We start from the raw sequence: 24202 nt of genomic DNA on the forward strand, positions 1-24202 counted from the left end.
CCTCTACCCTCCCATTCCCGCTAAGATGATTTCCAGCGTTTGATCCATTGGTTGCGCCAGCACAGCCGGGTAAATCCCGATGATCACGATCAGGAGAACCAGGACAAACAGGGAACCCGCTTCCCAACCCTTCGCATCCACCACATCGGCAAAACGCTCCCTTAAGGGACCAAACGTTGTTTTCAAGATTGCCCGCAAGGTGTATGCAGCCGCCAACACCAAACCGAGTGTGCCAACCGCCGCCACAATCGGCTTAGCTTGGAACAGACCCAGGAACGCCATAAATTCGCTGATGAAACCGGACAATCCCGGCAGCCCCAGCAAGGCCAACCCACCAACCAGCAAGAGCCCCGACAATACGGGCATGGACTTGGCAAGACCCCCCAGTTCATTCAATTCGGTCGTCTTGGTTCGTTCATACAAACTGCCGACGATAAAGAAGAGCAAGGCCGAAATCAATCCATGGGACACCGCTTGAAAAATGGCCCCTTTCAAACCGACTTCATTCATCGCCGCCAAACCGAACAAGACGATCCCCATATGACTGACGCTGGAATAAGCCAGCACCCGTTTCAGTTCCGTCTCTACAAAAGCGAGAATGGCTCCGTACAGGATATTGACCAGTCCCAATAAAGCCAGCACGAATGCCGCTTTGTGCATCAATCCGGGAAAGAAACCCGCTCCAAAACGGATCAACCCATAAGCGCCCATTTTCAACAAAACACCGGAGTGAATCATCACCACAGGGGTGGGTGCTTCGACATGGACCCGCAACATCCAGGAATGGAACGGAAACATCGGCAATTTAATCGCAAACGCGATGATCAGAGAGATGAAGACAAGCCAGATCATGCTTTTTGTCTGGCCGTCCAACATATGGATCTGTTTGGCCATCTGCCCTGCGGTTTCTTGGATATTGGTGTAATCCAACGATCCCGACATCAAGAGCAAGCCCACCATCGCAAACAGGAGAAAGCCGGAACCCACCCCGTTATACAGCAAAAAGTGATTGGCGGCTTTTTCCCGGCCAAGGAAACCCCAGATGCCGATCAAGAAGAATGCCGCGACCAGTGTCACTTCGAAAAAGATAAAAAACAAGAAGAAGTTGGTGGCCAGAAAAACCCCATTCATGCCGATGAGCAAGAGCAACAGCAGCAGGTAGTAGGCTTTGGTGCGTTGTTTGACATAAGCGGAAGCCACCGCAGCCAAGGTCGTCACGATACAAGTCAGCACCACCAGCGGCATCGACAACCCGTCTACCCCCATGCTGTAGTGAAAAGAAAGCGCTGTCGCCGGGGCTTGCGGATTCAGCGAAGCCAAGGGAATGCTAAACCACGGAATCGATTGGGCCCACTGCATTCCTTGCTTCAAAGCGTCAAACTGTCCAAACATCACCAGTGCCAATCCCAGGGAAGGCAACGTTCCCAAAATCCCCACCACACGATGGGCGCCGCTCTTCTCACGAGGAAGAAGGAGCAAGACGACAAGTCCGATCAAAGGGGCAAAGGTGATCAGGGTAGGCAACGCTTTTAACCAATGGATCATTGGAACAACCTCCCCGCTGTCAGACCGACGAGTAATAGAACGAAACCAATCACACTAAGCAAGGCATAGGTTTGCGCCTGCCCTGTTTGCAAGCGAGACCCCAGACCGCCGATCGCCGACATGAGCCAGCCACTCAGGTGAACCAGACCGCCGATCACAAACCGATCCCAGCCATGGAGCACCCAGCCAACCCCTTTGAGCGGCCAAACAAATAACGCCTGATAACATTCATCCACATAATATTTGCGCAATACCAATCGGTAGAGCCATGGCACTTTTTCAGCCCATTTGCCGGCAGCCCATTTGCGTGTGGCATACATGAGGGTTGCCAAACCAATTCCGAGGCCGGACACTCCGACCGCCAGCACGGGAAGCCAGAACGGAGCCGCCGTTTCCGGAACCGTGTCAGGCGCCAACCAATGGGTCAACCAATGATTGGGCAAGTCGGCAAAGCCGCTCACCGTTGCCAAGATCGCCAGGACCGCAAGCGGAACCATCATCACCAAGGGAACAGGTTCAGCCTGTTCCTGGCCGCGCCGCTCGCCGGCGAACACGAGGAAAAAGAGACGGAACATATAAAATGCGGTGAAAAACGCCGCCATCAATCCGATGGCAAACAGATCCATCCGCCCCGCCCGATAAACGGAAAGCAGGATCTCATCTTTGGAGAAAAAACCGGCAAACGGCGGAATCCCCGCAATCGACAAACAACCGACCAAAAACCAGACGCCGAGTAGGCGGTGGGTTTTCCACAACCCGCCCATCTGACGGATGTCCTGCTGATGGTGCAAAGCCATGATGACTGCGCCAGCCGCCAAAAACAAGAGCGCTTTAAAGAACGCATGGGTCGTCAGATGAAACACGCCCGCCACATAACCGGCGGAGCCCAACGCCAACATCATGTAACCGAGCTGGCTCACAGTGGAATAGGCCAACACCCGTTTGATATCGGTTTGCGCCACCCCGATCGTGGCGGCGAAAATCGCCGTAAAACCTCCAACGTAAGCAACCACATTCTGGGCCGTAGCCGATGCATCGAACAGGAAGAAGAGGTTGGCAACCAAGTATACCCCCGCGGCCACCATCGTGGCGGCATGGATCAATGCGCTGACTGGAGTCGGACCTTCCATCGCATCGGGTAACCATGTATGTAGAGGAAACTGACCTGATTTGCCGACCGCACCGACAAAGATCAGAAGCGCGATCAAGGTCAACCAGCCCGCATCCAATTGCCCACGCGCGACAGCCGCTTGAAGCGCATCCACTTCAAAACTTCCCACGCGCCAGAAGATCAAACAGATGGCGATGAAGAGGCCGATGTCCCCGATCCGCGTGACGATAAACGCTTTTTGCGCGGCCTTTTTCGCTTCGGGCTTCATATACCAAAAGCCCACTAGCAAAAACGAACACACCCCCACCAATTCCCAAAAGATATAAATCTGCAACAAATTGGCGGACATCACCAAGCCGAGCATCGAACTGGTAAACAAGGACAGATAAGCGTAAAACACATGAAACCGCTCATCGGCCTTCATATAACCATAGGAATAAAGCTGAACAAGAAAGCTGACGCTTGTCACGATCAGCAACATCAACACTTGCAATGGTCCCAGAGCCACCGACAACGGCACCACTCGGTCTTCGATGGGTATCCACGGAAGTTGCCAAGTCAGCGGTTGCCCTCCCTTCACACTCTCCCACACCAGGGGAAGCGTCAAAAGAAAGGATAGCCCTGTCGCCACGATCCCCATTCCCGCAATCCCGGTCTTACTCCATCTCCTGCCTGCGAGGAGGAACAGAAAAGCGAGAAAAGGAAAGAGGGGAATCAGCAAAGCAACCTTTGTGCTCATATTGAATCCTTCCTTCTTTTGTTCTTGTGCAGAACGTATTTTGCAAGCTTCGAACGGCGGGTACCGCTCCCGCTGATCAACCTCTCATCGAATTGTATCGGTCGGCATTGGCCGTTTCCTTATTCCGATACAACGCGATGAGAATCGCAATGCCCACTGCGGCTTCTGCCGCTGCCACCGTTATCGTGAACAAGGTGAAGACTTGACCGGCAATCCCCGGGAACAAACCGTATTTGGAAAAAGCGACGAAATTGATATTGGCCGCATTGAGCATCAATTCAATCGAAAACAACACCAAGACGGCATTTCGCTTGGTGAGCACACCATATAATCCGATGACAAAAAGAATCGCCGACAAGGCCAAATAAGAGGTGAGTGTCATTTTTTCCCCTCCCTTTTGGCCAAAATCACGGCGCCAACCAACGCAACCAACAGAAGAACCGAAGTCAATTCGAAGGGGATGACGTATTGCTTGAACACGCTATCGCCCAATAGCGCCACAGTGGCCGCTTGCGTTTGGGCTTCTTGGCTGACCAACGGGTTCCGGTAGATGACCCAGACCAACAGCCCGAATAATCCCGCTACCGCGATAAAACTGATGACGCCGTGCCGGACGCTGATGGAGGTCCGCTCTTCCTCTTTATGCTTGGTCAGCATGATGCCAAACAGCATGAGAATCGAGATTGCTCCGGTGTAGATCAGGATTTGGATCACCGCCAAGAACTCCGCTTCCAGCAACAAGTAGATGCCCGCGATGCTGAAAAAGGTGAATGCGAGCGACAAGGCCATATGAATGACGCGCTCCGCGTTAATCATAAAGACCGCTCCACAGATCGCCATGACCGACAAGATGAAAAAAGCGATAAACTCACCGGTAAGATTGAAGCTCATGTCGCTTTTCCCCCTGCTTTCGGCATGAGATTGGTGCTGTTTTCCGAACGGATATGGGTATTGTTGTTGTGGAGCCAGTTCAGGTCCTTAAACAGCTCATCCCGGCTGTAAACGGCCAATTCAAAGTTATTCGTCATCACGATCGCTTCGGTTGGACACACTTCCGTGCACAAATCACACAAGATGCAAATTTCAAAATTAATATCGTAGGTATCGATCACTTTCCCCTTCTGTTCAGGGTCCGGATGCTTTTTGCCCGTCAAGGTGATGCAATCCGTCGGGCAGATCCGCACACACTGGTTGCAGACAATGCATTTCTCAGGGTCAAAATGTTGAATCCCGCGAAAGCGATCTGGCATGACCAACGGTTCGTCCGGATATTTGTAGGTGACTTTGGGTTTGGTCATATTTTTCAGAGTGATGCCCAACCCTTTAACCAGTCCTAACATCGCCAATCACCCTCCCGATCAATAAAATTGTTCCAATATGGGAACTTCTTTCAACACAGCTGTCAACAAGATGTTAAACAGTGCAAGCGGCAATAACACTTTCCAAGCGAATTGCATCAGTTGGTCCACCCGAATCCGCGGCATCGTGCCCCGCAACCAAATCAGGAAGAAGACGATGAACGCAAATTTCAACACAAACCAGATGATCGGCGGAATAAAAGTTAAGCCGAACGGTGCCTGCCACCCCCCCAGATAGAGCACGGTTGTCAGGGAGGCCATCGCAAACATATACACATACTCCGTCAGCATAAAAAAGGCAAAGCGGAATCCAGAGTATTCCACGTGATAACCCGCCACCAGTTCAGATTCGGCCTCAGGCAGGTCAAATGGCGTTCGGTTCAATTCCGAAATGGAAGCGATCAAAAAGACGACAAAGCCAATCGCTTGCGGGAAGATGAACCAAACCTCTTTTTGCGCTTCAACAATCTGGTTCAAATTGAGCGAACCCACTGTCATGATGACGCCCACCACCGACATCACGAGCGGGATCTCATAACTGATCATTTGCGCCGCTGAACGCATCCCGCCCAAGAGCGCGTACTTGTTGTTGGAAGCCCAGCCCCCCACCAAAATCGCAATGATCGTGATGCTGGATAAGGCCATGTAATACAACAGCCCCACCGCAAAATCGGCAAATTGGATCGTCTCTGTAAAGGGGATCACCGCCAAAATGGCAAAAGCCGGGATAAACGCCAACGCGGGTGCGATTCTAAACAAAGCCAAATCCGCTTTTTCCGGCACGACATCTTCTTTGATGAGCAGTTTGAGCACATCGGCCACCGTTTGCAATAGTCCCCACGGTCCCACGCGATTGGGGCCGATCCGGCCTTGGATCCAACCGAGCACTTTCCGTTCAAAAAAGATGGCGTACGTAACAAATCCCAACACGATGAGGAGCAGGATCACCGGACCAAGCACAAGCCATGGATTCATCAACCATCCACCTCCCCAAGCACGATGTCGATCCCGCCCAATATCGCAACCAGATTGGAGATGTTTTGGCCTTTCAACAGCTCGGGCAAGATCTGCAGATTATAAAACGAAGGGCGGCGGAACTTCAGGCGCCACGGTTTATCCTTCCCTTTGCTGACAATATGGCAACCCAATTCCCCCCGTGGCGATTCGATCCCCACATAGACCTCGCCTTCCGGCACCCGCAGGACGCGCGGCACTTTCCCCATGATCTTGCCGTCAGCGGGAAACGCATTTATCGCCTGTTCCAAGATATGAAGCGACTGTTCAATCTCTTTCATGCGACACAGGTACTTCTCATACAAATCGCCTGTTTGGCCAACGGGCACCTCAAAGGCAAACTGTTCGTAAATGGAGTAGGGCTGCTTTTTGCGCAAATCCCAATCCACCCCCGTCACCCGCAAGTTGGCGCCAGACAGGCCATATGCCAAAGCCATCTCCCGGTTGTAAATCCCGACTCCTTTGGTCCGTTGTTCAAAAATCTCGTTGCCTGAGATCAACCCATGATACTCCGGCATTTGTTTTTTCATATATTCCACAAATTGCCCCACTTTTTCAATCCAACCGGGTGGGGCATCCCATTTCACGCCGCCCACACGCATGTAGTTATAGGTGAGGCGCGCCCCGCACAATTCATTAAACAGATCGAGAATTTGTTCGCGGTCACGGAACGCATACAAAAATGGACTCAGTGCCCCAATATCCAACAGATAGGTTCCCATCCACACCAAATGGCTGGCAATGCGGTTCATCTCCATCACCATGACGCGCAAAAACTCAGCCCGTTCGGGAATCTCCAATCCCATCAGTTGTTCGGTCGCATGCACAATCGCGTAGTTGTTGGTCATGGCCGATACATAATCGAGACGGTCGGTGTAGGGGATGATTTGCGTATAATTCAAGTCCTCAGCCAACTTTTCCGTCCCACGGTGCAAATAGCCGATCACGGGCTCCGCTTCCACGATGGTTTCCCCGTCGATTTTCACCACCAAGCGCAATACCCCGTGGGTGCTTGGATGTTGCGGCCCGACGTTTAACAACATCTCTTCCGTTCGGAGCAAGGGTTACACCTCCTTATCCAGGGGTTCATAATCTTTGCGAAGCGGATGACCGACCCAATCGTCCGGGAGCAAGATGCGCCGCAAATCGGGATGGCCGGTAAAATGAATCCCCATCAAATCAAACGCTTCCCGCTCATTCCAATCGGCGGCGGCCCACAGATGAGAAACCGTCGGCATCACGGATTCCTCCCGGTCCACTTTGACGCGAACGGCTATGTGATGTTGGTGTGTAAAGGAAACCAGTTGATAACAGATTTCCAGATGGGTCTCATAATCGACACTGGACAGGTTGCGCAAGTAGTCAAACGCCAGCGTCTCATCTTCTTTTAAGAGTTGTGCCACGGGTTCCCAATGATCCCGATGGATCACTAGCGTAGGGATATGACCGCTGGGTCGGTTGATATATGCCTCCGCCACCGCCTCCGAGTATCCCTTTTCCTTGATTCGGGCGACAAATCGCTCCAAAAGGGGTTGCATCGGGGAAGGCTCCTCCGGCTTCTTCTCCTCCGCTTTCTTCGCCCCAGCTGGCCGGGGTCTGGCACCGGCTGCCGGACGCGCGCGCCCTGTCGGAGCCGCGGCCTTTTTGGTCCCCATCTCCCCTTTTGCCGCCTCGCCCTTTTTCTCCGCTGCCGGAAGCTCGTTTTCCGTTCCGGTTCCTGCTTGGCTTTTCTCGACACCCGCTTCTGGTTGTTTCTTCTTGTCCCCTTGCTCGCTCATCGACTGGTCACCTTCTTCCCATGCTTCGCCTCATAGCGGATCTTCTCTTGCAATTTGTGGATGCCATAGATCAGTGCCGCCGGATTGGGTGGGCAACCGGGGATATACACATCAACAGGGACGATTTGATCGACCCCTTTTACAACGGAATAAGATTTGATATAGGGTCCACCTGCGGTCGCACATGAGCCCATGGCAATCACCCATTTGGGTTCAGGCATTTGGTCATACAAACGTCGCAACAACGGCCCCATCTTTTTGGTGACGGTTCCCGCCACGATCATCACGTCTGATTGACGCGGCGAAGCGCGAAAAAATACGCCAAAACGGTCCAAGTCATAGTGGGAGCCACCGGTTCCCATCATCTCAATGGCACAACAAGCAAGACCAAAAGTCAGGGGCCACATGGAGTTGGAGCGGGCCCAGGCCTTCACCTGCTCCAAACTGGTGAATAAGACATTTCTCTCCAATTCTTGTTGTTCAAACGGCGTGATCTGTTCAAAGTTTACTCCCATTCCAACACCTTCTTTTTCCAGGCGTAGAGTAATCCCAACACAAGGAAGAAAATAAAGATCAGCATTTCCACAAGAATAAACAGCCCCACATCCGTGCGAAGGGCATCATAACGAACCGCCCATGGATACAAGAAGACGGCTTCCACATCAAATATGACAAACAAAAGCGCAAACAAATAGTAACGGACGTTAAATTGAACCCAGCTGTCCCCTTTGGGATCAACCCCGCTCTCATACGTGATCTCCTTTTCGGCCGTGGGGTTATGCGGACGTAACAGTCGGCCCAACGATAAAGCGACAATCGGAAGCGCAATCCCGATCAGAAGGAAGACAGCGAGTTGCAAGTGGGTGGGATCAGGCGTCATGTTCATCCCTCCTAGTGGAAAATGACGGAGACGGATCTGCCATCCGCCTATAAAACGCTTACATTACCTGTGGATTTATAGAGATTTTGCAAGATGAACACCTGAAATCGGTGATCGCCCTCACCTTTTGCCACAAGGTTCTTCATCAATTGTCGGCTCCGAGTGAGGAATCCTGAAGTGGCCATTCCCCTGCCCCAGCGCAGAGGATTCCCGGGCGATCCTGCAATATGGCGATGCGCCATGCAAGCCCTGTTGGACTTCGGTCCTTACGCCCCACGACTAAGCCGAGCTTTGACATATAAAACTTAAAGTGAAGTGTAGAAACTTCCACTTCTATTGTTTGATTATACAACACTTTCCTAATTGTGAGAAGGTTGACGAAAACGACGAAAAATTGTCCGAATATCTCCGTTGACGAATAGATTGTTCTGTCCGTAGATATTCTTGCTATTACCGCGATTAAATATTTTATTATTTATTCTGAAAATACAACCAAAAGGGAGCGGTCCTCCGCATTCACCCCATCCTCACGACATCTCGACTTACTCCCCGCGACTTTCGCATGACAGTCCAAGCCCTTCCCCAACAATCGATTGGATCTTTCGCCAAAGGCCTGCATTTTCATCAGCCCGCCAAAACCCATTCTTCCTTAAATAAAAAAAAGAGGACTTTAGCTACACTAAAATCCCCTCCAACGGTTGGTCATATCCATCGCGGTTCAGTTTATACACCGGCCGATTCAGCTAAGATCGTCACTTTGTCAGGCCGCACTTCAATAAATCCGCCACGGACGGAAATAACCTCTTCCGATCCGTCTTTCTTGATCCGCACCGTATCACCTTTCAGCGGGCTGACAAATGGCGCATGCTTGGGAAGAATCCCCACATCCCCATTGGCCGCACGGGTAATAACCATTTCTACTTGTTCAGAGTACACGACCTTTTCAGGTGTAACGATATCCAATTGAATTTTGCTCATGTGGACATCCTGCTACTCACCAAGCGATAAAACCTGGCCACAGCCATGTCTTTTCACACGGTAGCAGTCATTCACCTCCCCATCTCGGAGTTGAGGCTAAAATCTATGCAAATCGAACGATGCAAAGGAAAACGTCCCTTAACCACCGTATCGATAAAAGCCCATCTCAGCCGTGCCATGTGCAAACCACATCAGGGCAACAACCCTTCAATGTTTAGAAGCTATTTCAAAACCATCTTTTGGATGGAGAAATGGCTATTGCGATCGCTCCAAAACCGTTTTCCCATTCGCTTCACGCGGGACGAGGCGCTCATCGGGAAAAGGTTTTTCCGCTCATCAACGACTTTTGAAATAACTTGTAGTAAAATCCATCAATTATCGATCAGGCCGTAAGCGAAGGGCGTGGACCCCCTGAACAAATGGTTTGTCACCACATTACGGCGGAGATGGGAAAACTGCCTGGCAGAATCGATCCATCGGGACGAAGCCAGGCAGATTCGCTTGTGTTTTAACCGGTGTAACCCAGTGATTTCGCTTTTTCAATCGCTTCGTCAATGGTACCCACCATGTAGAAAGCGTCTTCTGGCAAATCATCATGTTTGCCTTCCAGGAGCTCTTTGAAACCGCGGACGGTTTCTTTCACTGGCACATATACCCCCGGTTGACCAGTGAACTGTTCCGCCACGTGCATGTTTTGGGAGAGGAATTTCTCCACTTTCCGCGCACGGGCAACCAGTTGCTTATCTTCATCAGACAGTTCATCCATACCCAAGATGGCGATGATATCTTGCAACTCTTGATAGCGTTGCAGGATTTGCTGCACGCCACGCGCTACACGATAATGCTCTTCCCCTACCACAGCTGGGGTCAGGATGCGGGAGGTTGACGCCAATGGGTCTACCGCCGGGTAAATCCCTTTTTGGGTCAGGCGACGCTCCAAGTTGGTGGTTGCATCCAAGTGGGCGAAGGTGGTTGCCGGAGCTGGGTCGGTGTAGTCGTCCGCCGGTACGTAAATCGCTTGGATCGAGGTAACGGAACCGGTTTTGGTGGACGTGATCCGCTCTTGCAATTGACCCATTTCCGTTGCCAAGGTCGGTTGGTAACCCACCGCGGACGGCATACGGCCCAACAGCGCGGATACCTCGGAACCGGCTTGGGTAAAGCGGAAGATGTTGTCGATGAACAAGAGCACGTCTTGCCCTTCGCTGTCACGGAAGTGTTCAGCCATGGTCAAACCAGTCAAGGCCACACGCATACGTGCACCCGGTGGCTCGTTCATCTGACCGAATACCATGACCGTTTTGTTGATAACGCCGGAGTCGCTCATCTCATGATACAAGTCGTTCCCCTCACGGGTACGCTCGCCTACTCCCGCGAATACGGAGAGACCGCCGTGCTCTTGGGCAACGTTGTTGATCAGCTCTTGGATGAGTACGGTTTTACCTACACCCGCACCACCGAACAGACCGATCTTGCCCCCCTTGGCATACGGGCAGAGCAAGTCTACGACTTTAATACCGGTTTCCAGCATTTCTGCCTGGGTGGATTGTTCTTCAAAGCTTGGTGCCGGACGGTGAATGGGCAGAAACTCTTCCGCATTCACTGGGCCCGCTTCGTCGATCGGTTCACCCAATACGTTGAATACGCGTCCCAATGCCGGACGACCAACCGGAACGCTGATGGGTTTACCCGTGTCAACGGCTTCCATGCCGCGAACCAACCCGTCGGTGGAAGCCATCGCTACCGCGCGAACAATATTGTCACCCAAGTGAACAGAGGCTTCCAACACCAGTTCACTTCCATCGTTACGCTTAACTTTAATCGCGTTATAAATCTCAGGCAAATGGCCGCTTTCGAATTGCACGTCTACTACCGGACCCATTACCTGAAGCACACGTCCAGTGCTCATCTCGTTCCCTCCTTAAACTGCATTTGCATCTATCAAAACAGGATCATCCCGCTATCTTTGCTTCAATCAAGCATGAGTCCGTACTATTCCAGTGCCGCCGCGCCGCCGACGATCTCCGCAATTTCTTGCGTGATGGCCGCTTGCCGCGCCCGGTTGAATTGCAGCTTCAATGCTTCAATCATTTCCGTCGCGTTGTCGGTCGCATTGCTCATCGCGTTCATCCGAGCCGCGTGTTCACTCGCTTTTCCATCTAAAAGAGCGCTATAGATAAGTGCTTCTGCATAACGTGGAAGCAGAGTGGACAACACTTCTTCTTGGGATGGTTCATACTCGTAAACCGTTCTGCCAGTTTGGCCGGACTCCGCCAAGTCGTCTCCCGCCAGCGGCAATATGCGTTTTTCCGTCGGACGCTGAACCACTGGGTTGACAAACTCATTGTATAACAGGTAAAGCTCATCAAACTTCTCTTCCGCATAAAAGCGAACAGCTTGCTCCGAGATCTCTTTCACATCCGCAAACGTTGGCGAATCTGACAGGCCCGTCACTTCATTGATGACAGGGTAATTGCGCTTTTTAAGGAAATCGCGTCCTTTCCGTCCAATCACAAAGATGACATACTCCTCTTTGCTTTGGTGGCGCTCTTTCAGACTGGAGAGCAACTTGCGGAGCAAGTTACCGTTATACCCACCAGCTTGGCCGCGATCAGAGGTGATAATCAAATAGCCCGTTTTCTTAATTGGACGGGAAACGAGCATCGGGTGCTTGGAGCCCGTCGTGCCTTGAGCGATGTTCACGATCACATCACGCAGCTTTTCCGCATATGGACGGGCCGCCTGCGCTTGTTCTTGCGCGCGGCGCAGTTTGGCTGCGGACACCAGTTTCAGCGCCTTGGTTGTCTTCCTGATATCCTCTTTCGATTTAATGCTCCGCTTAATATCCCGCATCGATTGCCCCATGTGTTCACCGCCTTTCTGTTGCCGAACATTCGTCGGAGCCGCCGGCCCGCTGCCGCATGAGCGGCTCAAACGAGTGTCAGTAGTGGAAACTTAACTTACTTGTTGGTTGCGACAAAACCTTTTTTGAACTCATTGATCGCTTCGAGCAGTTTCTTCTCATTGTCTTCCTTCATCACTTTGTTCTCAGCGATGCTTTCGAGTACGTCTTTGTTGTTCGCGTCTAGGAAGGCATGGAATTCCGCTTCAAAACGACGAACATCTTCAACCGCGATGTCATCCAAATGGCCTTTGGTCACCAAATACAGGGACACCACTTGCTTCTCAACGGCAAGGGGTTGATGCTCGTCTTGCTTCAGAATCTCAACAACGCGCTTCCCGCGCTCCAATTTCGCCGTGGTCGCTTTGTCCAGATCGGAACCGAACTGGGCAAACGCCGCCAATTCATAGTACTGGGACAGGTCCAGACGCAAGGTTCCCGCCACTTTGCTCATCGCTTTGATTTGCGCCGCACCACCCACACGGGAAACGGAGGTACCCACGTTAACCGCTGGACGCACACCAGAGTGGAACAAGCTGGACTCCAAGAAGATTTGGCCGTCGGTGATGGAGATCACGTTGGTTGGGATATAAGCGGAGATGTCACCCGCTTGGGTTTCGATAAACGGCAGGGCCGTCAACGACCCGCCACCGCGCGCATCCGACAATTTGGCCGCACGCTCCAACAAGCGGGAGTGCAGGTAGAATACATCCCCCGGATACGCTTCGCGGCCTGGCGGACGACGGAGCAACAGGGACAGCTCGCGATAAGCGGCCGCTTGTTTGGACAAGTCATCATATACGCAGAGAACGTGACCGCCGTTGTACATGAAGTGCTCACCCATCGCACAACCCGCATATGGGGCCAAGAAGAGGAGCGGTGCCGGGTCAGACGCACTCGCCACGACAACGATGGTGTATTCAAGCGCGCCAAAGCGACGCAGTTTCTCTACCACTTGCGCTACGGTGGATGCCTTTTGACCGATCGCTACATAGACGCAGACCATGTCTTTGCCTTTTTGGTTGATGATCGTATCGAGCGCGACCGTGGTTTTACCCGTTTGACGATCGCCAATGATCAACTCGCGCTGGCCGCGACCGATTGGCACCATGGAGTCGATCGCTTTGATCCCGGTTTGCAAAGGCTCATGCACCGATTTACGGTCAATCACGCCAGGTGCTTGCGACTCAACCGGGCGGAATTCTGTGGTTTCGATAGGACCTTTGCCGTCCAATGGCTGTCCGAGCGGGTTGACAACACGACCCAAGAGGGCTTTCCCCACTGGCACTTCCATCAGGCGACCCGTGCGTTTTACTTGGTCTCCTTCGCGAATGTCTTGGTATGGGCCCAGGATAACGATACCCACATGGTTTTCTTCCAAGTTCAGCACCATACCCATCACACCATTGCTGAACTCAACCAGCTCACCAGCCATGGCGTTATGCAGGCCGTGTGCGCGGGCGATACCGTCCCCGACTTGGATCACGGTACCTACGTCGGTCACTTCGACTTCGGCGCGGTAATTTTTGATCTGCTCTTTAATGAGGGAGCTGATCTCTTCCGGTTTAATGCTCATAATGGTTCACCCCAATCTTTCCATCTGTATGTTCTATCCGATTCTGCTTTGCTTCAGCCGATCTTGAAAGCGGGCCAACTTTGTCTTTAAGCTTCCGTCATATAAGCGGTCGCCCACTCGCACGATCACGCCGCCCAAGATGTCGGAATCCACTTTTTCGGTAATTTGAATCTTTTTGCCGATGATGGGTTCAAACGTTTTGACGATCTCCGCCTTATTCTCATCGGTGAGCGGGAAGGCCGTGGTGACGACCGCCTCCGCGATTCCTCTCGTTTCGTTGGCCAGGTGTTTGTATTCGGCTGCCACTTCTGGGATGATGCCTTCACGGCGGCGGTCAGCCAACACATACAAGAAGTTCTTCGTGTATTCGTTCACATCAGCAAACAGCTTGTCAAACACCTCTTGCTTTTGCGCGGCGGTGGTGGAGGGATGGCCTACCCACATCGCCAGCTCAGGGGAAGCGGCAAACGTAGCCGCCACTTTTTGCAGATCTTGCTCTACGCGATCCAAGCATTTCTTTTCCGCGGCGACCTCAAACAATGCTTTTGCGTATCGCTTTGCGACAACCGATCCGCTCATTGCACTCTTCCTACCTGCTCGAGATAGCTTTCCACCAGCTCAGCTTGCCCTTTTCCATCCAGTTCTTTTTCGATCAGCTTGGATGCGAGCTGAACGGACAGGGCACCCACTTCACTACGCAGGCTGGCAAGCGCTTTTTCTTTCTCGCGTTCGATTTCATTGGTCGCCTCTTTGATCATGCGCTCCGCGCGCTCTTGCGCTTTGGCGATGATCTCTTCCGCTTCACGGTCTTTTTGCGCTTTGGCGCGATCGATGATCTCTTTCGCTTCTTTGCGCGCTTTCTCCAGCGCCTCACGTTGCTCTTCGATGAGCTCTTCCGCTTCTTTGCGGCTCTTCTCGGCAGCCTTGATCTGGCCTTCGATGTGCTCTTGGCGTTGCTGCATGGTGTTCAGCATCGGACGAAGAGCGTACTTGGAAACAAGAAGCATTAATACGATGAATGCGACAAGCTGAAACAGCATCGTACCGATTTCAATTTGCAACAAACCCGTTCACTCCCTTCGATCTTATGGGATTCTATCCAATCCGGTAGGTTGGTTTCAAGCAGAAGGGGACGGGGAAATGAGTGGTTATCCCCGTCCTGAGTTGTTTTGTCCTAAACTTACTTCAAGATTCCCAGAACTGCCATGATGCCGAATGCAACGGAGATGATTGGCAGGGCCTCTACGAGCGCGATACCGATAAAGGTTTGACCGAACAACAGGCCACGGGCTTCCGGTTGGCGAGCCACGCCTTCCAGATAACGGCCAAACACCAACGCGTTACCAATACCCCCTGCGATTGCGGCAAAAGCGAGCATAATTGCACCAGCTAAGATAGTCAAATCCATTTTCATTTCCTCCTTGGAATTTAATTGATTCTTTTTAAGATAGTTTTAGTGATCGGAAGACAGTTTCATCGACATATAAACCATTGCCAATACGGTAAACACATAAGCTTGGATGGCTCCCACAAAGACGGAGTAGCCCAACCAGACGATGAGAGGGGCTCCTGTTAAGAGGACAGACCCTTTCAACAGCACTGCAATCAAAATCTCACCGGCGAAGATGTTCGCCCATAGACGCATGCCGTGCGTCACCGGCTTGGCGATCTCATCGATCACGTGCAACGGGAACATCCAGGCGAATGGTTGGAAATAGTGGGACGCATACTTCTTAGGTGACCTTTTGATGCCGAGGAAGTGGGCCACAATGGTGATGGCAAAAGCCATTGCCAGGGTAACGTTGATGTCAGCGGTCGGCGATTTCCACCATGCGTAGGCATTGTGCTCTCCCTCACCGCCTCCATGATGCGCGTTGGCTTCAATGCCAAGCGCGGGCATCGGATGATGGTGTTCTGTCACCACGTTAAACATGAGTCCGAGTTGGTTGGCGATAAAAATAAACAAAAAGAGCGAAAATGCAAAGCCATAAAAGCGTTCGCGTGTTTTGGCCCCTTCGATGTTGGACCGGACGATCCCCTGCGTAAACTCAACGATCATCTCGACCAAGTTTTGCATGCCGGTCGGAACCAGGGCCAAGCGCCGCGTCGCAAGCATGGTGATGAGCAAAACCAAGATGCAAGTGATGGTCGTCATGATCATGACGGTCACATCAAACTGAATCTTCAGGCCAGCTAGCTCAAACGCCAGTTTTGGTGTTTTCTCCATGTCTCCAGCTTCACCCCTTTCTCGATTTGGTAGCAAGGCGCCTTGCTTCCCAAAATTCTAGTAGAATGATGAGTATATAGCATATTGGCAACCCCACGACAATCGTGCGGACATCAAAGTGCATGGGATATTTGAAAGCGACGAGTATCGCAAGGGCAACCATGAGATAACGATTGATCATGCCTGTTCCTCTTTGTTTGGTAGAGCCTGTCGCCACGGTAAACTCCCCTGCCAAACGCACTTTGCGCGCCATATACAAGATGTTGTACAAGCTGACCAGCAAGCCGAGGCCCGTGCCAGCGACCATTTTCTTATATGGGGTAAGGTACCAAAGGACTAAGAGTAACGCGAGGAATCCGGCAGTGAGGATCACCACTCGTCGGCGAATGGTATGCAATGGATCCATGAGGAGTTCATTCCTTCACAAATGCTTTTAGAGTGAAAAAAGCAGTGATAAAACCGCTTCCAAGCCCAACCAACACACCGATGAGGAGCATCCATGGTTTGGTGTTCCACATCGCGTCCAGCTTGTTTCCCACCCATGCTCCGCCAACAGTCAACAGCACAATCTCTGTGCCAATCGAACTAATCATCCCAGCGATGCGCCACAAGTTCGAGTCGTTTTTCATGAAAAACCCCCAAATGAAGGAAGGATTTCAGAAAAGGGTTGGCGGTTTCCAGTTGCTTGGAATCCATTCGGAGAATCTTAGGAAAACTTCCCTTTCCCCTGCCTATAGTAACGAAGCCATATCCTTTTTGTCAACGTTTTCCCAAAAACAGTTGTGACAAAATCGTCATTTTTAAATAATAGTGTAGTTTATGCTGTTTTTTAAGGATCCTCGGCACTTTTCCTCATTTAAACTTACCATGTTCTTGTTGCTATATAATAGTAAGTTATGATGGGTGACCTTGTCGCCGCCCTTATTAATTATTTGGTGCCAAAAAGTCGATCTCCTGCATCTCCCAACCCTGGAATGATATAACTTTTTTCATCCAGCTTCTCATCCACGGCCGCCACATAAATGTCCACATCAGGATGGTCTTTTTGCACGCGCTCCACGCCTTCCGGTGCGGCGATCAAACACATCAACTTGATCTGTTTCGCGCCCATTTCCTTCAAGATCCGAATCCCGGCCGATGCCGATCCCCCCGTCGCCAGCATGGGATCGATGACGATTAACTCCCGCTCGCCGATATCGGATGGCATTTTGGAATAATACTGCACTGGCTCAAGCGTTTCCGGATCACGGTACAAGCCGAGGTGTCCCACTTTGGCCGCCGGGATCAACTTCAAGATGCCGTCCACCATTCCCAGGCCCGCGCGCAAGATCGGCACCAGCCCCAACTTTTTCCCTTCCAGCACCTTGCACTTCGCTTTGGCCACCGGCGTTTCCACTTCCACTTCCCTGAGCGGCATGTCTCTTGTGATCTCGTAGGCCATCAACGCGGCTACTTCATCCACCAGTTCCCTGAATTCTTTGGTTCCCGTATTTTTGTCGCGGATAAAGGTCAGCTTGTGCTGAATGAGTGGATGATCAAATACATAAACATTCCCCATGATCGTACCCTTCTTTCTATCTAGAATGATTTCACTGTTTGTTCCCATGATAGTTAACCATAAGGTCCCCCTGCGAGACAACCTTTTCTTCCACCATTATTGCCATATGTTGGACGGAATTTTCCGCGCACCCGAAAAAAGCCTCGAGAGAGCGGCTGGCTCCCGAGGCTGGCAAGTCTTGTTTATTTGTTCGGATACAACGGGTACACGCCTGTCAGTTTGGCCACACGTTGTTTCGCTTCTTCGTGCGCCGCCGGATCTTCCGGGTTTTTCAGGGTCAAGGCAATGATATTCGCGATCTCTTCCATCGCCTCCACCCCCATGCCCCGGCTGGTTACCGCCGCTGTCCCAATGCGGATCCCGCTGGTGACAAACGGTTTCTCCGGATCGAATGGAATGGCGTTTTTGTTGCAGGTAATTCCCACTTCATCCAGGAGATGTTCCGCTTTTTTTCCGGTCAGGCCCAGATTACGGACATCGATGAGGATCAAGTGGTTATCCGTGCCGTCGGAAATCAGGGTGAGGCCATGCCCTTTGAGCGACTCGGCCAAACGTTTGGCATTGTCCACAATCGCTTGGGAATAAGCCTTGAACTCATCGCCCAGCGCTTCACCCAAAGCAACGGCTTTCGCCGCGATCACATGCATGAGCGGACCGCCTTGCACGCCAGGGAAAATCGATTTGTCGATCGCCTTGGCATATTCTTCTTTACAAAGAATCATGCCGCCGCGCGGACCACGCAGCGTCTTATGGGTGGTGGTTGTCACAAAATCAGCGTACGGCACAGGGTTCGGATGATGACCCGTCGCCACGAGACCGGCGATATGGGCCATATCCACCATCAAGTAAGCCCCCACTTCGTCGGCAATCTCTCTGAAACGGGCGAAGTCGATTTCGCGCGGATAGGCACTTGCTCCCGCCACGATCAGCTTCGGTTTGTGCTCAAGCGCCATTTGGCGCACTTCTTCATAGTTGATGCGGTGCGTTTCCTTATCCACCCCATAGGCAACGAAGTGATACAGCTGACCGGAGAAGTTCACCGGACTCCCGTGAGTCAAGTGCCCCCCATGGGCCAGGTTCATTCCCAATACCGTATCGCCCGGTTTCAACACGGCAAAGTACACGGCCATGTTGGCTTGTGCCCCGGAGTGCGGTTGCACATTGGCATGCTCGGCGCCAAACAACGCTTTCGCCCGGTCGCGCGCGAGATCTTCCACCACATCCACATACTCGCAGCCGCCGTAGTAGCGCTTGGCTGGATAACCTTCCGCATATTTGTTGGTCAATACGGTCCCCATCGCTTCCATCACCGCTTCGGAAACGAAATTTTCAGAAGCGATCAACTCGATTTTCTCTCTTTGGCGACGCAATTCTTGGGCAATCGCTTCAGCCACTTGTGGGTCTTTCAGCTTTAACTGTTCCATTTCAACCTGCCCCCTCAACTAAAAACTTAACATTCCACCCTTTATTTTAACAGATCCTTCGTGTTTTAAGGAGACTCTTTTTCAATTTCCAACACATATACGGCTCGTGCCCCGCCAATGAGCTTCGGACGTGTTTTCGCCATCGTCACATGGGCGCGCCCAACCGTTTTCCGCTTTGGACGGACGGGCACGGCGACGGGTTTCAAATGCATGCCGATGAGCGTGTCACCGATGTCAACACCCGCATCAGCTTGAATGGTTTCGACCAGCACCGCATCCGCCAAATGGCGAAAGGCATAGGATGCCATCGCTCCACCCGCATGACGAACGGGCACGGCCGCCACTTCAAGCCAACCAAACCGCTCCGCCGTCTCCCGTTCGACGACCAACGCCCGGTTCAAGTGTTCGCAGCACTGAAAGGCCAAGTGAAAGCCCGTCTCCTCTTGCACTTCCTTTATTCCGGCAAACAAAGCGGCCGCAATCTCATCACTGCCTTGCGAGCCAATCCGCCTGCCGGCTACTTCGCTCGTGCTTACCCCAAAGACCACCACATGCTTGTCCGTTAAGTGCGTTTCAGCCAACAAATCGTACAGGACTTGCTTCACTTCCGTGGAGAGTTCCAGAGTCCCGTTCACGAAATTTGACACCCTTCCAAGTCATGAATCTTTTGGACGCGACGCGCGTGACGGTCTCCTTGAAATTCGGAAGTGAGCCATACACGAACAATTGAACGGGCCAGATCGGGGCCAACCACCCGTTCCCCGAGCGCAAGAATATTGGCATTGTTATGCTCGCGGCTCATCCGGGCGGAGAACTCATCGCTGACCACCGCGCAGCGAATCCCTTTCACCTTGTTCGCCGCGATGGACATGCCGATGCCGGTTCCGCAGATTAAAATGCCCAGGTCAACCTCCCCACGCGCCACTTTTTCCGCGACGGGGCGCGCGTAGTCGGGATAATCGACGGAGGTGTCACAGTCGCATCCCACATCGTCATAAGGAATCTTCATCTCGTCCAACAAATCCTTGATCTCTTGTTTTAACCGCAGTCCGCCATGATCAGAGCCAAGTAATACACGCATGTGTTTTTCCTCCTTTTCGAACGTCCACCCCTAGTATAGCTTATGCCACTCTTCCGGCGAACACCGATTATTCCTTCCATCTCGCCACAATCGCTTGAATCGCTTTCTCGATCTCCCGCGCGCATTGGCGATATTGCTCCACCGATCCCCCGAACGGGTCGACAATGTCTTGGCTTCTCGCCACGCGCTCCAGCTCCCGCAACAATTGCTGTTCTTTGGCCAAGAGGGGACCGATCTCGTTCTGCCAAGCTTCTTCCGCTTCTTTGGGCCAAGGTTCGTCCGCTTTAAGGGAATAGCGCCCCTGGATCTCCGCCCGTTTGCTCTCCATCTCCGCATATAACTGATCCAAGTCTTGATAAGCCGCCACCTGATTTGCATCAAGCGAAGCGTACTCTTTCAATGTAAAGATCTTGTCCACGCTTTCCGGGAAATCATGGATGATATAAGCTTTATGGTTTGCCGTCATCGTGAAGATCACATCAGCCCAATCCACCAGTTCCCGTCGCAGAAGGGCGGAAGCATGCCGGTGTTCAATCCCCTTTTCCCCCAATACCTGTGTCGCTTGGTTGGAAGCCGAGGCCCCATCCACCGCCGAGATGCCAGCCGATTTCACTTCGACATCCAATCCCTCCCGTTCGGCCAATTGCCGCAACAGGGCTTCAGCCATCGGACTTCGACATGTATTTCCGGTACAAACAAACAACACCTTTCGCACATCCGTTCACCTCGTTTCACCTGTTCTTAAGTATCAGTTGAACAGATGGTTGATATACATCAGATCCGTCGCCAAGATATGATCCCCGCCGCAACCAAGACAGATATATAATCTTATTTTAAATAACAATAAACATCCTTATCATCTACTTTACTCAAAGGAAGAATTTGGAGCAATAGGAACATTACATCATGAATTTGCTGCCCAAGTAAAGAAGGATCACCCCGCCGATCACCTCGCCATACGCGCCAATCCAATCCCCCATGAATCTTCCCAAGACAAGCCCTGTCCCCGTCATGGCGAAACTGAATAAGCCGAACAACAACAATGCAAGCCATATATCCACATCAAACAGGCCCAAGCTCAGTCCGGCTGACAACGAATCCAAACTCACACTGATCGAAAAGAGCAAAATCCCGCCCCATGAATAAATCCGGGGCCGCTTCCCCTCCTTCTCTTCCTTCCCCTTCACCACATGCCACAACATGGAAAGGCCCAAAAAACACAACATCCCTCCCCCCACCATGACAGCGACCTCTTTCATCACTTTGCCCAGCAACTGCCCAATTCCGATCCCAATGAGCGGCATCAACACATGAAAAAAGCCCACCGACACACTTACTTTGGATATGGTGCCAATCGCGGGCCGCTTGGTTCCCACACCGATGCCAAACGAAAACGCATCCGTCCCCATCGCAAGGGCAATCATGATTAAGGTGAATAGTTGTCCCCATTCCACAGTGGTCAGTGGCATATCCGTTCCTCCCGTCCAAGTACTGCTCGTCACATGGTATGCCCTTGTCCGAGAAAAAAGAACTGGGGAGTGGGTGGACTGCATCGCTTCAAAGACAAAAAAACCCCGCGATCCGCGGAGTACATTGTGTTACCGTTTCAAGTCCAATATTTTGCCTCCCGCCGCTTTCATCAACCGGTTCATCACCGACCGAAAGAGGCCCTCATCCGGAAATGTCTCTGCGAAAATCACATCCATTCCCTTCTCATCAAAGGTGCGCAAGGCATGATACAACTGTTGCGCCACACTGAGCGGATCCCGTCTCCAGCCGCAACACACCGTCAGGTCGGCCGCAACCAGGTCCTTGTGCTCGCCCGTCACCAGCAAACCAACCCGAAGCCCTTGCGCTTGATGCCGCTTTACCGCGCGCTCCAACGCTTCTTTCACTTCCGCCCATGGCTCTCGCACCAGCCACAAGTCCCCCTCAGGGGCATAATGGCGGTACTTCATCCCCGGCGAGCGGGGCGTCACATCCTCATGTGTCAGCCCGGGATCCACTTCCACCGCGCCAACCGCCTCCCGCAATTGCTCCAGCGTGACCCCGCCCGGCCGCAACAAGACTGGGACTTCCCCCGTCACATCGACGACCGTCGACTCCACTCCGTACCCGGTTGGACCCCCATCCAGAATCATGGCCAATTTCCCGTGCAAATCATCCCACACATGCCGGGCCTCCGTGGGACTGGGGCGTCCCGAACGGTTGGCGCTGGGGGCGGCCACAGGAATCCCCACTTCCAACAAAAGCGCCTGGGCAACCGGATGGTCGGGCACCCTCACAGCGACGGTGGGCAAGCCCGCTGTCACGTTTGCCGCCAGATTCCCCCGGTGTTGAAAGATCATCGTCAACGGGCCCGGCCAAAAGCGCTTGGCCAGCACCTGCGCGATGGGCGGAACCGTCTTCACCCAGTCAGCCACCCGTTCGACCGATCCCAGGTGAATGATGAGGGGGTTGTCGGAAGGGCGGCCTTTCGCCCGATAAATGCCAGCCACCGCGTCCGCCGAGGTGGCGATTGCCCCCAATCCGTACACCGTTTCAGTCGGGAAGGCGACAAGCCCCCCCTCTTTGAGAATCGCGGCCGCCGTCTGAATCTCCTCCGACCGGCGCAACTGCCGCATCCCTTGTCCACCATCCGCTACCCGTCTCATGCTTGTCTCAATCCATTCCACAATCCATTCTCCTTTTGCGCATCCGCTGTCGCATCTATCCAACTATCTTAGCACAAAAAGAGAAAAGAATTCAGGACCAATGACAAACTCTAGAAGAGAGAGATTTTTTCCCAAATCGACTGAAGGCGACCCGCCTTTAATGCTGACGCGTGGGAAAACAGGAGTACACCATTGGCGTCCCTCGTTCCCGCGAACGTTCCACATGTTCCGACTCCTGAATTTCCGCCGGCAACTTCTCATGCTCTATTTCAGAAAAACCCATTTGGGTAAAAAACTCTTGTGAAGCGCCAGCCAGGAGATAAACGTGAGATAAGCGCAATTTGCCCGCATAGGATAAGAGGATTTGAATCATGTTCATCCCCACTTTGGTGTTCCATGGCGCCCGCTCCAACACAAACGAACGCAACAGCCCATACGGTTTATACACTTCCATGCCCACCGCCCCGACAAGTTGCGCTGTCATTCCCTCTTCCGCGGGCATTTCCACAACGAAAAAATGTTCAATGTGATCATTAATCCCCTTATCGTTCAGACCAGCTTCCTTCAGTAGTTTGCGCACTTGAAAGACATCTCGTTCAATCGCCCGACGAATCACGAACATTTTGCCTTGCCTCCTGTCTCGCTTGTCCTACTATATGACGGTATGACGGAGGCAAGCCCGATAGAACAAAAAAAACAGGCGCTTCATGGCCGGATCGTCATCTCTTCAACAATTGGTCCAGCAGGAAAAACCGGACTTGTACTTTCTCTTCTTTGGGCAAGGACGGTTGCGTCGGTTTCAGCGAAGCGGACAATGACTCGGAAGACTGCTCCACCGCATCCCCGTTGCTCATGTCGATAAAGCATAAAGGCGGAAACAGCACACACCACCAATTCTCCCCTTTTCCCTGCCCAATCGTGATCCGCAGCGCTTCATAATCACCCGCCGGATAGACCTTTTCCCCATACAATTTGGTGGGAAACGGCACCTGTCCAAAATCGACTTTCACCGGGTAATCATAGCCGTATCGGCGAATGGTTTGTTTGGCCAATGCCTGAAAACGAGGCAAACGGGATCGAATCATCTGCCGTGCTTCCCTGATATCGTCCGGGCGTTTGGCCCATGCTTGGATCTCTTTCACCACTTGATCGCGCACTTTTCTTTTTAACCACTGATCTTCCAATTGGTCACTATTGGCCAAAATGCGGAGCCGGATCGCCTGCTTGGGAATCTCCTTAGCCGGTTGCCCCGGATTGGGCTGGGACGGCATCGACACCATCTCCGCATGTCCCGCATAGATAAAAGACCATAAAGCCACACCGCTCAATAAAAATAAAAAAATAGTCCATTTGCGCATTTTGTTTTCCTCCCCCTTG

28 protein-coding genes and 1 pseudogene are annotated in these 24202 nt (G+C 52.3%); all 29 read right to left on the bottom strand.

Annotated elements, in window-relative coordinates; genetic code table 11:
* Positions 1-3: 3 nt before the first annotated feature.
* Positions 4-1545, bottom strand: coding sequence for a complex I subunit 4 family protein (locus ACFQNG_RS02570; protein ID WP_379863260.1), 1542 nt, complete (start codon positions 1543-1545; stop codon positions 4-6).
* Positions 1542-3395 carry an NADH-quinone oxidoreductase subunit L gene (gene nuoL / locus ACFQNG_RS02575; protein ID WP_379863261.1) on the bottom strand — a complete coding sequence of 618 codons (1854 nt, stop codon included), beginning with the start codon at positions 3393-3395 and terminating at the stop codon, positions 1542-1544. The genes ACFQNG_RS02570 and nuoL overlap by 4 nt, the downstream gene beginning before the upstream one ends.
* 76 nt (positions 3396-3471) lie before the next feature.
* Positions 3472-3777 carry an NADH-quinone oxidoreductase subunit NuoK gene (nuoK, locus tag ACFQNG_RS02580; protein WP_379863262.1) on the bottom strand — a complete coding sequence of 102 codons (306 nt, stop codon included), beginning with the start codon at positions 3775-3777 and terminating at the stop codon, positions 3472-3474.
* On the bottom strand, positions 3774-4286 hold the full coding sequence (locus tag ACFQNG_RS02585) for an NADH-quinone oxidoreductase subunit J (RefSeq protein ID WP_379863263.1): 513 nt from the start codon (positions 4284-4286) through the stop codon (positions 3774-3776). Before ACFQNG_RS02585 ends, nuoK begins: the two co-directional genes overlap by 4 nt.
* Entirely contained in the window at positions 4283-4735 is a 453-nt protein-coding gene (nuoI, locus tag ACFQNG_RS02590) for an NADH-quinone oxidoreductase subunit NuoI (RefSeq protein ID WP_379863264.1), read from the bottom strand. The genes ACFQNG_RS02585 and nuoI overlap by 4 nt, the downstream gene beginning before the upstream one ends.
* 18 nt (positions 4736-4753) lie before the next feature.
* Entirely contained in the window at positions 4754-5728 is a 975-nt protein-coding gene (gene nuoH / locus ACFQNG_RS02595; RefSeq protein WP_379863265.1) for an NADH-quinone oxidoreductase subunit NuoH, read from the bottom strand.
* A complete protein-coding gene (locus ACFQNG_RS02600; RefSeq protein WP_379863267.1) occupies positions 5728-6828 on the bottom strand; it encodes an NADH-quinone oxidoreductase subunit D in 1101 nt (366 codons plus the stop codon). Before ACFQNG_RS02600 ends, nuoH begins: the two co-directional genes overlap by 1 nt.
* A gap of 3 nt (positions 6829-6831) precedes the next feature.
* Positions 6832-7545 (bottom strand): NADH-quinone oxidoreductase subunit C, encoded by a 714-nt coding sequence (locus ACFQNG_RS02605; protein ID WP_379863268.1) that lies wholly within the window; start codon positions 7543-7545, stop codon positions 6832-6834.
* Positions 7542-8060 (bottom strand): NuoB/complex I 20 kDa subunit family protein, encoded by a 519-nt coding sequence (locus tag ACFQNG_RS02610; protein ID WP_379863269.1) that lies wholly within the window; start codon positions 8058-8060, stop codon positions 7542-7544. Before ACFQNG_RS02610 ends, ACFQNG_RS02605 begins: the two co-directional genes overlap by 4 nt.
* On the bottom strand, positions 8051-8425 hold the full coding sequence (locus tag ACFQNG_RS02615) for an NADH-quinone oxidoreductase subunit A (RefSeq protein WP_379863270.1): 375 nt from the start codon (positions 8423-8425) through the stop codon (positions 8051-8053). The genes ACFQNG_RS02610 and ACFQNG_RS02615 overlap by 10 nt, the downstream gene beginning before the upstream one ends.
* A gap of 732 nt (positions 8426-9157) precedes the next feature.
* Positions 9158-9403 (bottom strand): annotated as a pseudogene (atpC, locus tag ACFQNG_RS02620) (ATP synthase F1 subunit epsilon); the annotation flags it as partial.
* A 508-nt stretch (positions 9404-9911) separates the two neighbouring features.
* Positions 9912-11312 (bottom strand): F0F1 ATP synthase subunit beta, encoded by a 1401-nt coding sequence (gene atpD / locus ACFQNG_RS02625; protein WP_379863271.1) that lies wholly within the window; start codon positions 11310-11312, stop codon positions 9912-9914.
* 83 nt (positions 11313-11395) lie between these two features.
* Complete coding sequence (gene atpG, locus ACFQNG_RS02630) at positions 11396-12268, bottom strand: ATP synthase F1 subunit gamma (protein ID WP_379863272.1); 873 nt, start codon at positions 12266-12268, stop codon at positions 11396-11398.
* Positions 12269-12363: 95 nt separating this feature from the next.
* Complete coding sequence (gene atpA / locus ACFQNG_RS02635; RefSeq protein WP_379863273.1) at positions 12364-13881, bottom strand: F0F1 ATP synthase subunit alpha; 1518 nt, start codon at positions 13879-13881, stop codon at positions 12364-12366.
* Between the two features lie 33 nt (positions 13882-13914).
* On the bottom strand, positions 13915-14460 hold the full coding sequence (locus ACFQNG_RS02640; protein WP_379863275.1) for a F0F1 ATP synthase subunit delta: 546 nt from the start codon (positions 14458-14460) through the stop codon (positions 13915-13917).
* Positions 14457-14945 carry a F0F1 ATP synthase subunit B gene (atpF, locus tag ACFQNG_RS02645; RefSeq protein WP_379863277.1) on the bottom strand — a complete coding sequence of 163 codons (489 nt, stop codon included), beginning with the start codon at positions 14943-14945 and terminating at the stop codon, positions 14457-14459. The genes ACFQNG_RS02640 and atpF overlap by 4 nt, the downstream gene beginning before the upstream one ends.
* Positions 14946-15061: 116 nt before the next feature.
* Positions 15062-15289 (bottom strand): F0F1 ATP synthase subunit C, encoded by a 228-nt coding sequence (gene atpE / locus ACFQNG_RS02650; RefSeq protein WP_379863278.1) that lies wholly within the window; start codon positions 15287-15289, stop codon positions 15062-15064.
* A 45-nt stretch (positions 15290-15334) separates the two neighbouring features.
* Positions 15335-16108: a F0F1 ATP synthase subunit A gene (gene atpB, locus ACFQNG_RS02655; protein ID WP_379863280.1), complete on the bottom strand. Its 774-nt coding sequence runs from the start codon at positions 16106-16108 to the stop codon at positions 15335-15337.
* 10 nt (positions 16109-16118) lie between these two features.
* Entirely contained in the window at positions 16119-16514 is a 396-nt protein-coding gene (locus ACFQNG_RS02660) for an ATP synthase subunit I (RefSeq protein ID WP_379863281.1), read from the bottom strand.
* Positions 16515-16521: 7 nt separating this feature from the next.
* Complete coding sequence (locus ACFQNG_RS02665) at positions 16522-16737, bottom strand: AtpZ/AtpI family protein (protein WP_379863282.1); 216 nt, start codon at positions 16735-16737, stop codon at positions 16522-16524.
* A gap of 299 nt (positions 16738-17036) precedes the next feature.
* On the bottom strand, positions 17037-17666 hold the full coding sequence (upp, locus tag ACFQNG_RS02670; RefSeq protein WP_379863283.1) for a uracil phosphoribosyltransferase: 630 nt from the start codon (positions 17664-17666) through the stop codon (positions 17037-17039).
* A 182-nt stretch (positions 17667-17848) separates the two neighbouring features.
* Positions 17849-19090, bottom strand: coding sequence for a serine hydroxymethyltransferase (locus ACFQNG_RS02675; protein WP_379863284.1), 1242 nt, complete (start codon positions 19088-19090; stop codon positions 17849-17851).
* A gap of 65 nt (positions 19091-19155) precedes the next feature.
* Entirely contained in the window at positions 19156-19725 is a 570-nt protein-coding gene (locus ACFQNG_RS02680; protein ID WP_379863285.1) for a TIGR01440 family protein, read from the bottom strand.
* Positions 19722-20171: a ribose 5-phosphate isomerase B gene (gene rpiB, locus ACFQNG_RS02685; RefSeq protein ID WP_379863286.1), complete on the bottom strand. Its 450-nt coding sequence runs from the start codon at positions 20169-20171 to the stop codon at positions 19722-19724. The genes ACFQNG_RS02680 and rpiB overlap by 4 nt, the downstream gene beginning before the upstream one ends.
* 67 nt (positions 20172-20238) lie before the next feature.
* Entirely contained in the window at positions 20239-20886 is a 648-nt protein-coding gene (locus ACFQNG_RS02690; RefSeq protein ID WP_379863287.1) for a low molecular weight protein arginine phosphatase, read from the bottom strand.
* Between the two features lie 184 nt (positions 20887-21070).
* Positions 21071-21640 carry a manganese efflux pump MntP gene (locus ACFQNG_RS02695; protein ID WP_379863288.1) on the bottom strand — a complete coding sequence of 190 codons (570 nt, stop codon included), beginning with the start codon at positions 21638-21640 and terminating at the stop codon, positions 21071-21073.
* Positions 21641-21769: 129 nt separating this feature from the next.
* Complete coding sequence (locus ACFQNG_RS02700) at positions 21770-22846, bottom strand: L-threonylcarbamoyladenylate synthase (RefSeq protein WP_465261208.1); 1077 nt, start codon at positions 22844-22846, stop codon at positions 21770-21772.
* 136 nt (positions 22847-22982) lie between these two features.
* Positions 22983-23447, bottom strand: coding sequence for a GNAT family N-acetyltransferase (locus ACFQNG_RS02705; protein WP_379863289.1), 465 nt, complete (start codon positions 23445-23447; stop codon positions 22983-22985).
* Between the two features lie 97 nt (positions 23448-23544).
* Positions 23545-24183, bottom strand: a complete 639-nt coding sequence (gene spoIIR, locus ACFQNG_RS02710) for a stage II sporulation protein R (protein WP_379863290.1) — start codon at positions 24181-24183, stop codon at positions 23545-23547.
* Between the last annotated feature and the right edge of the window lie 19 nt (positions 24184-24202).

The sequence above is a fragment of the Laceyella putida genome (assembly GCF_042665195.1).
In the GTDB taxonomy this organism is placed as follows: Bacteria; Bacillota; Bacilli; order Thermoactinomycetales; family Thermoactinomycetaceae; genus Laceyella; species Laceyella putida.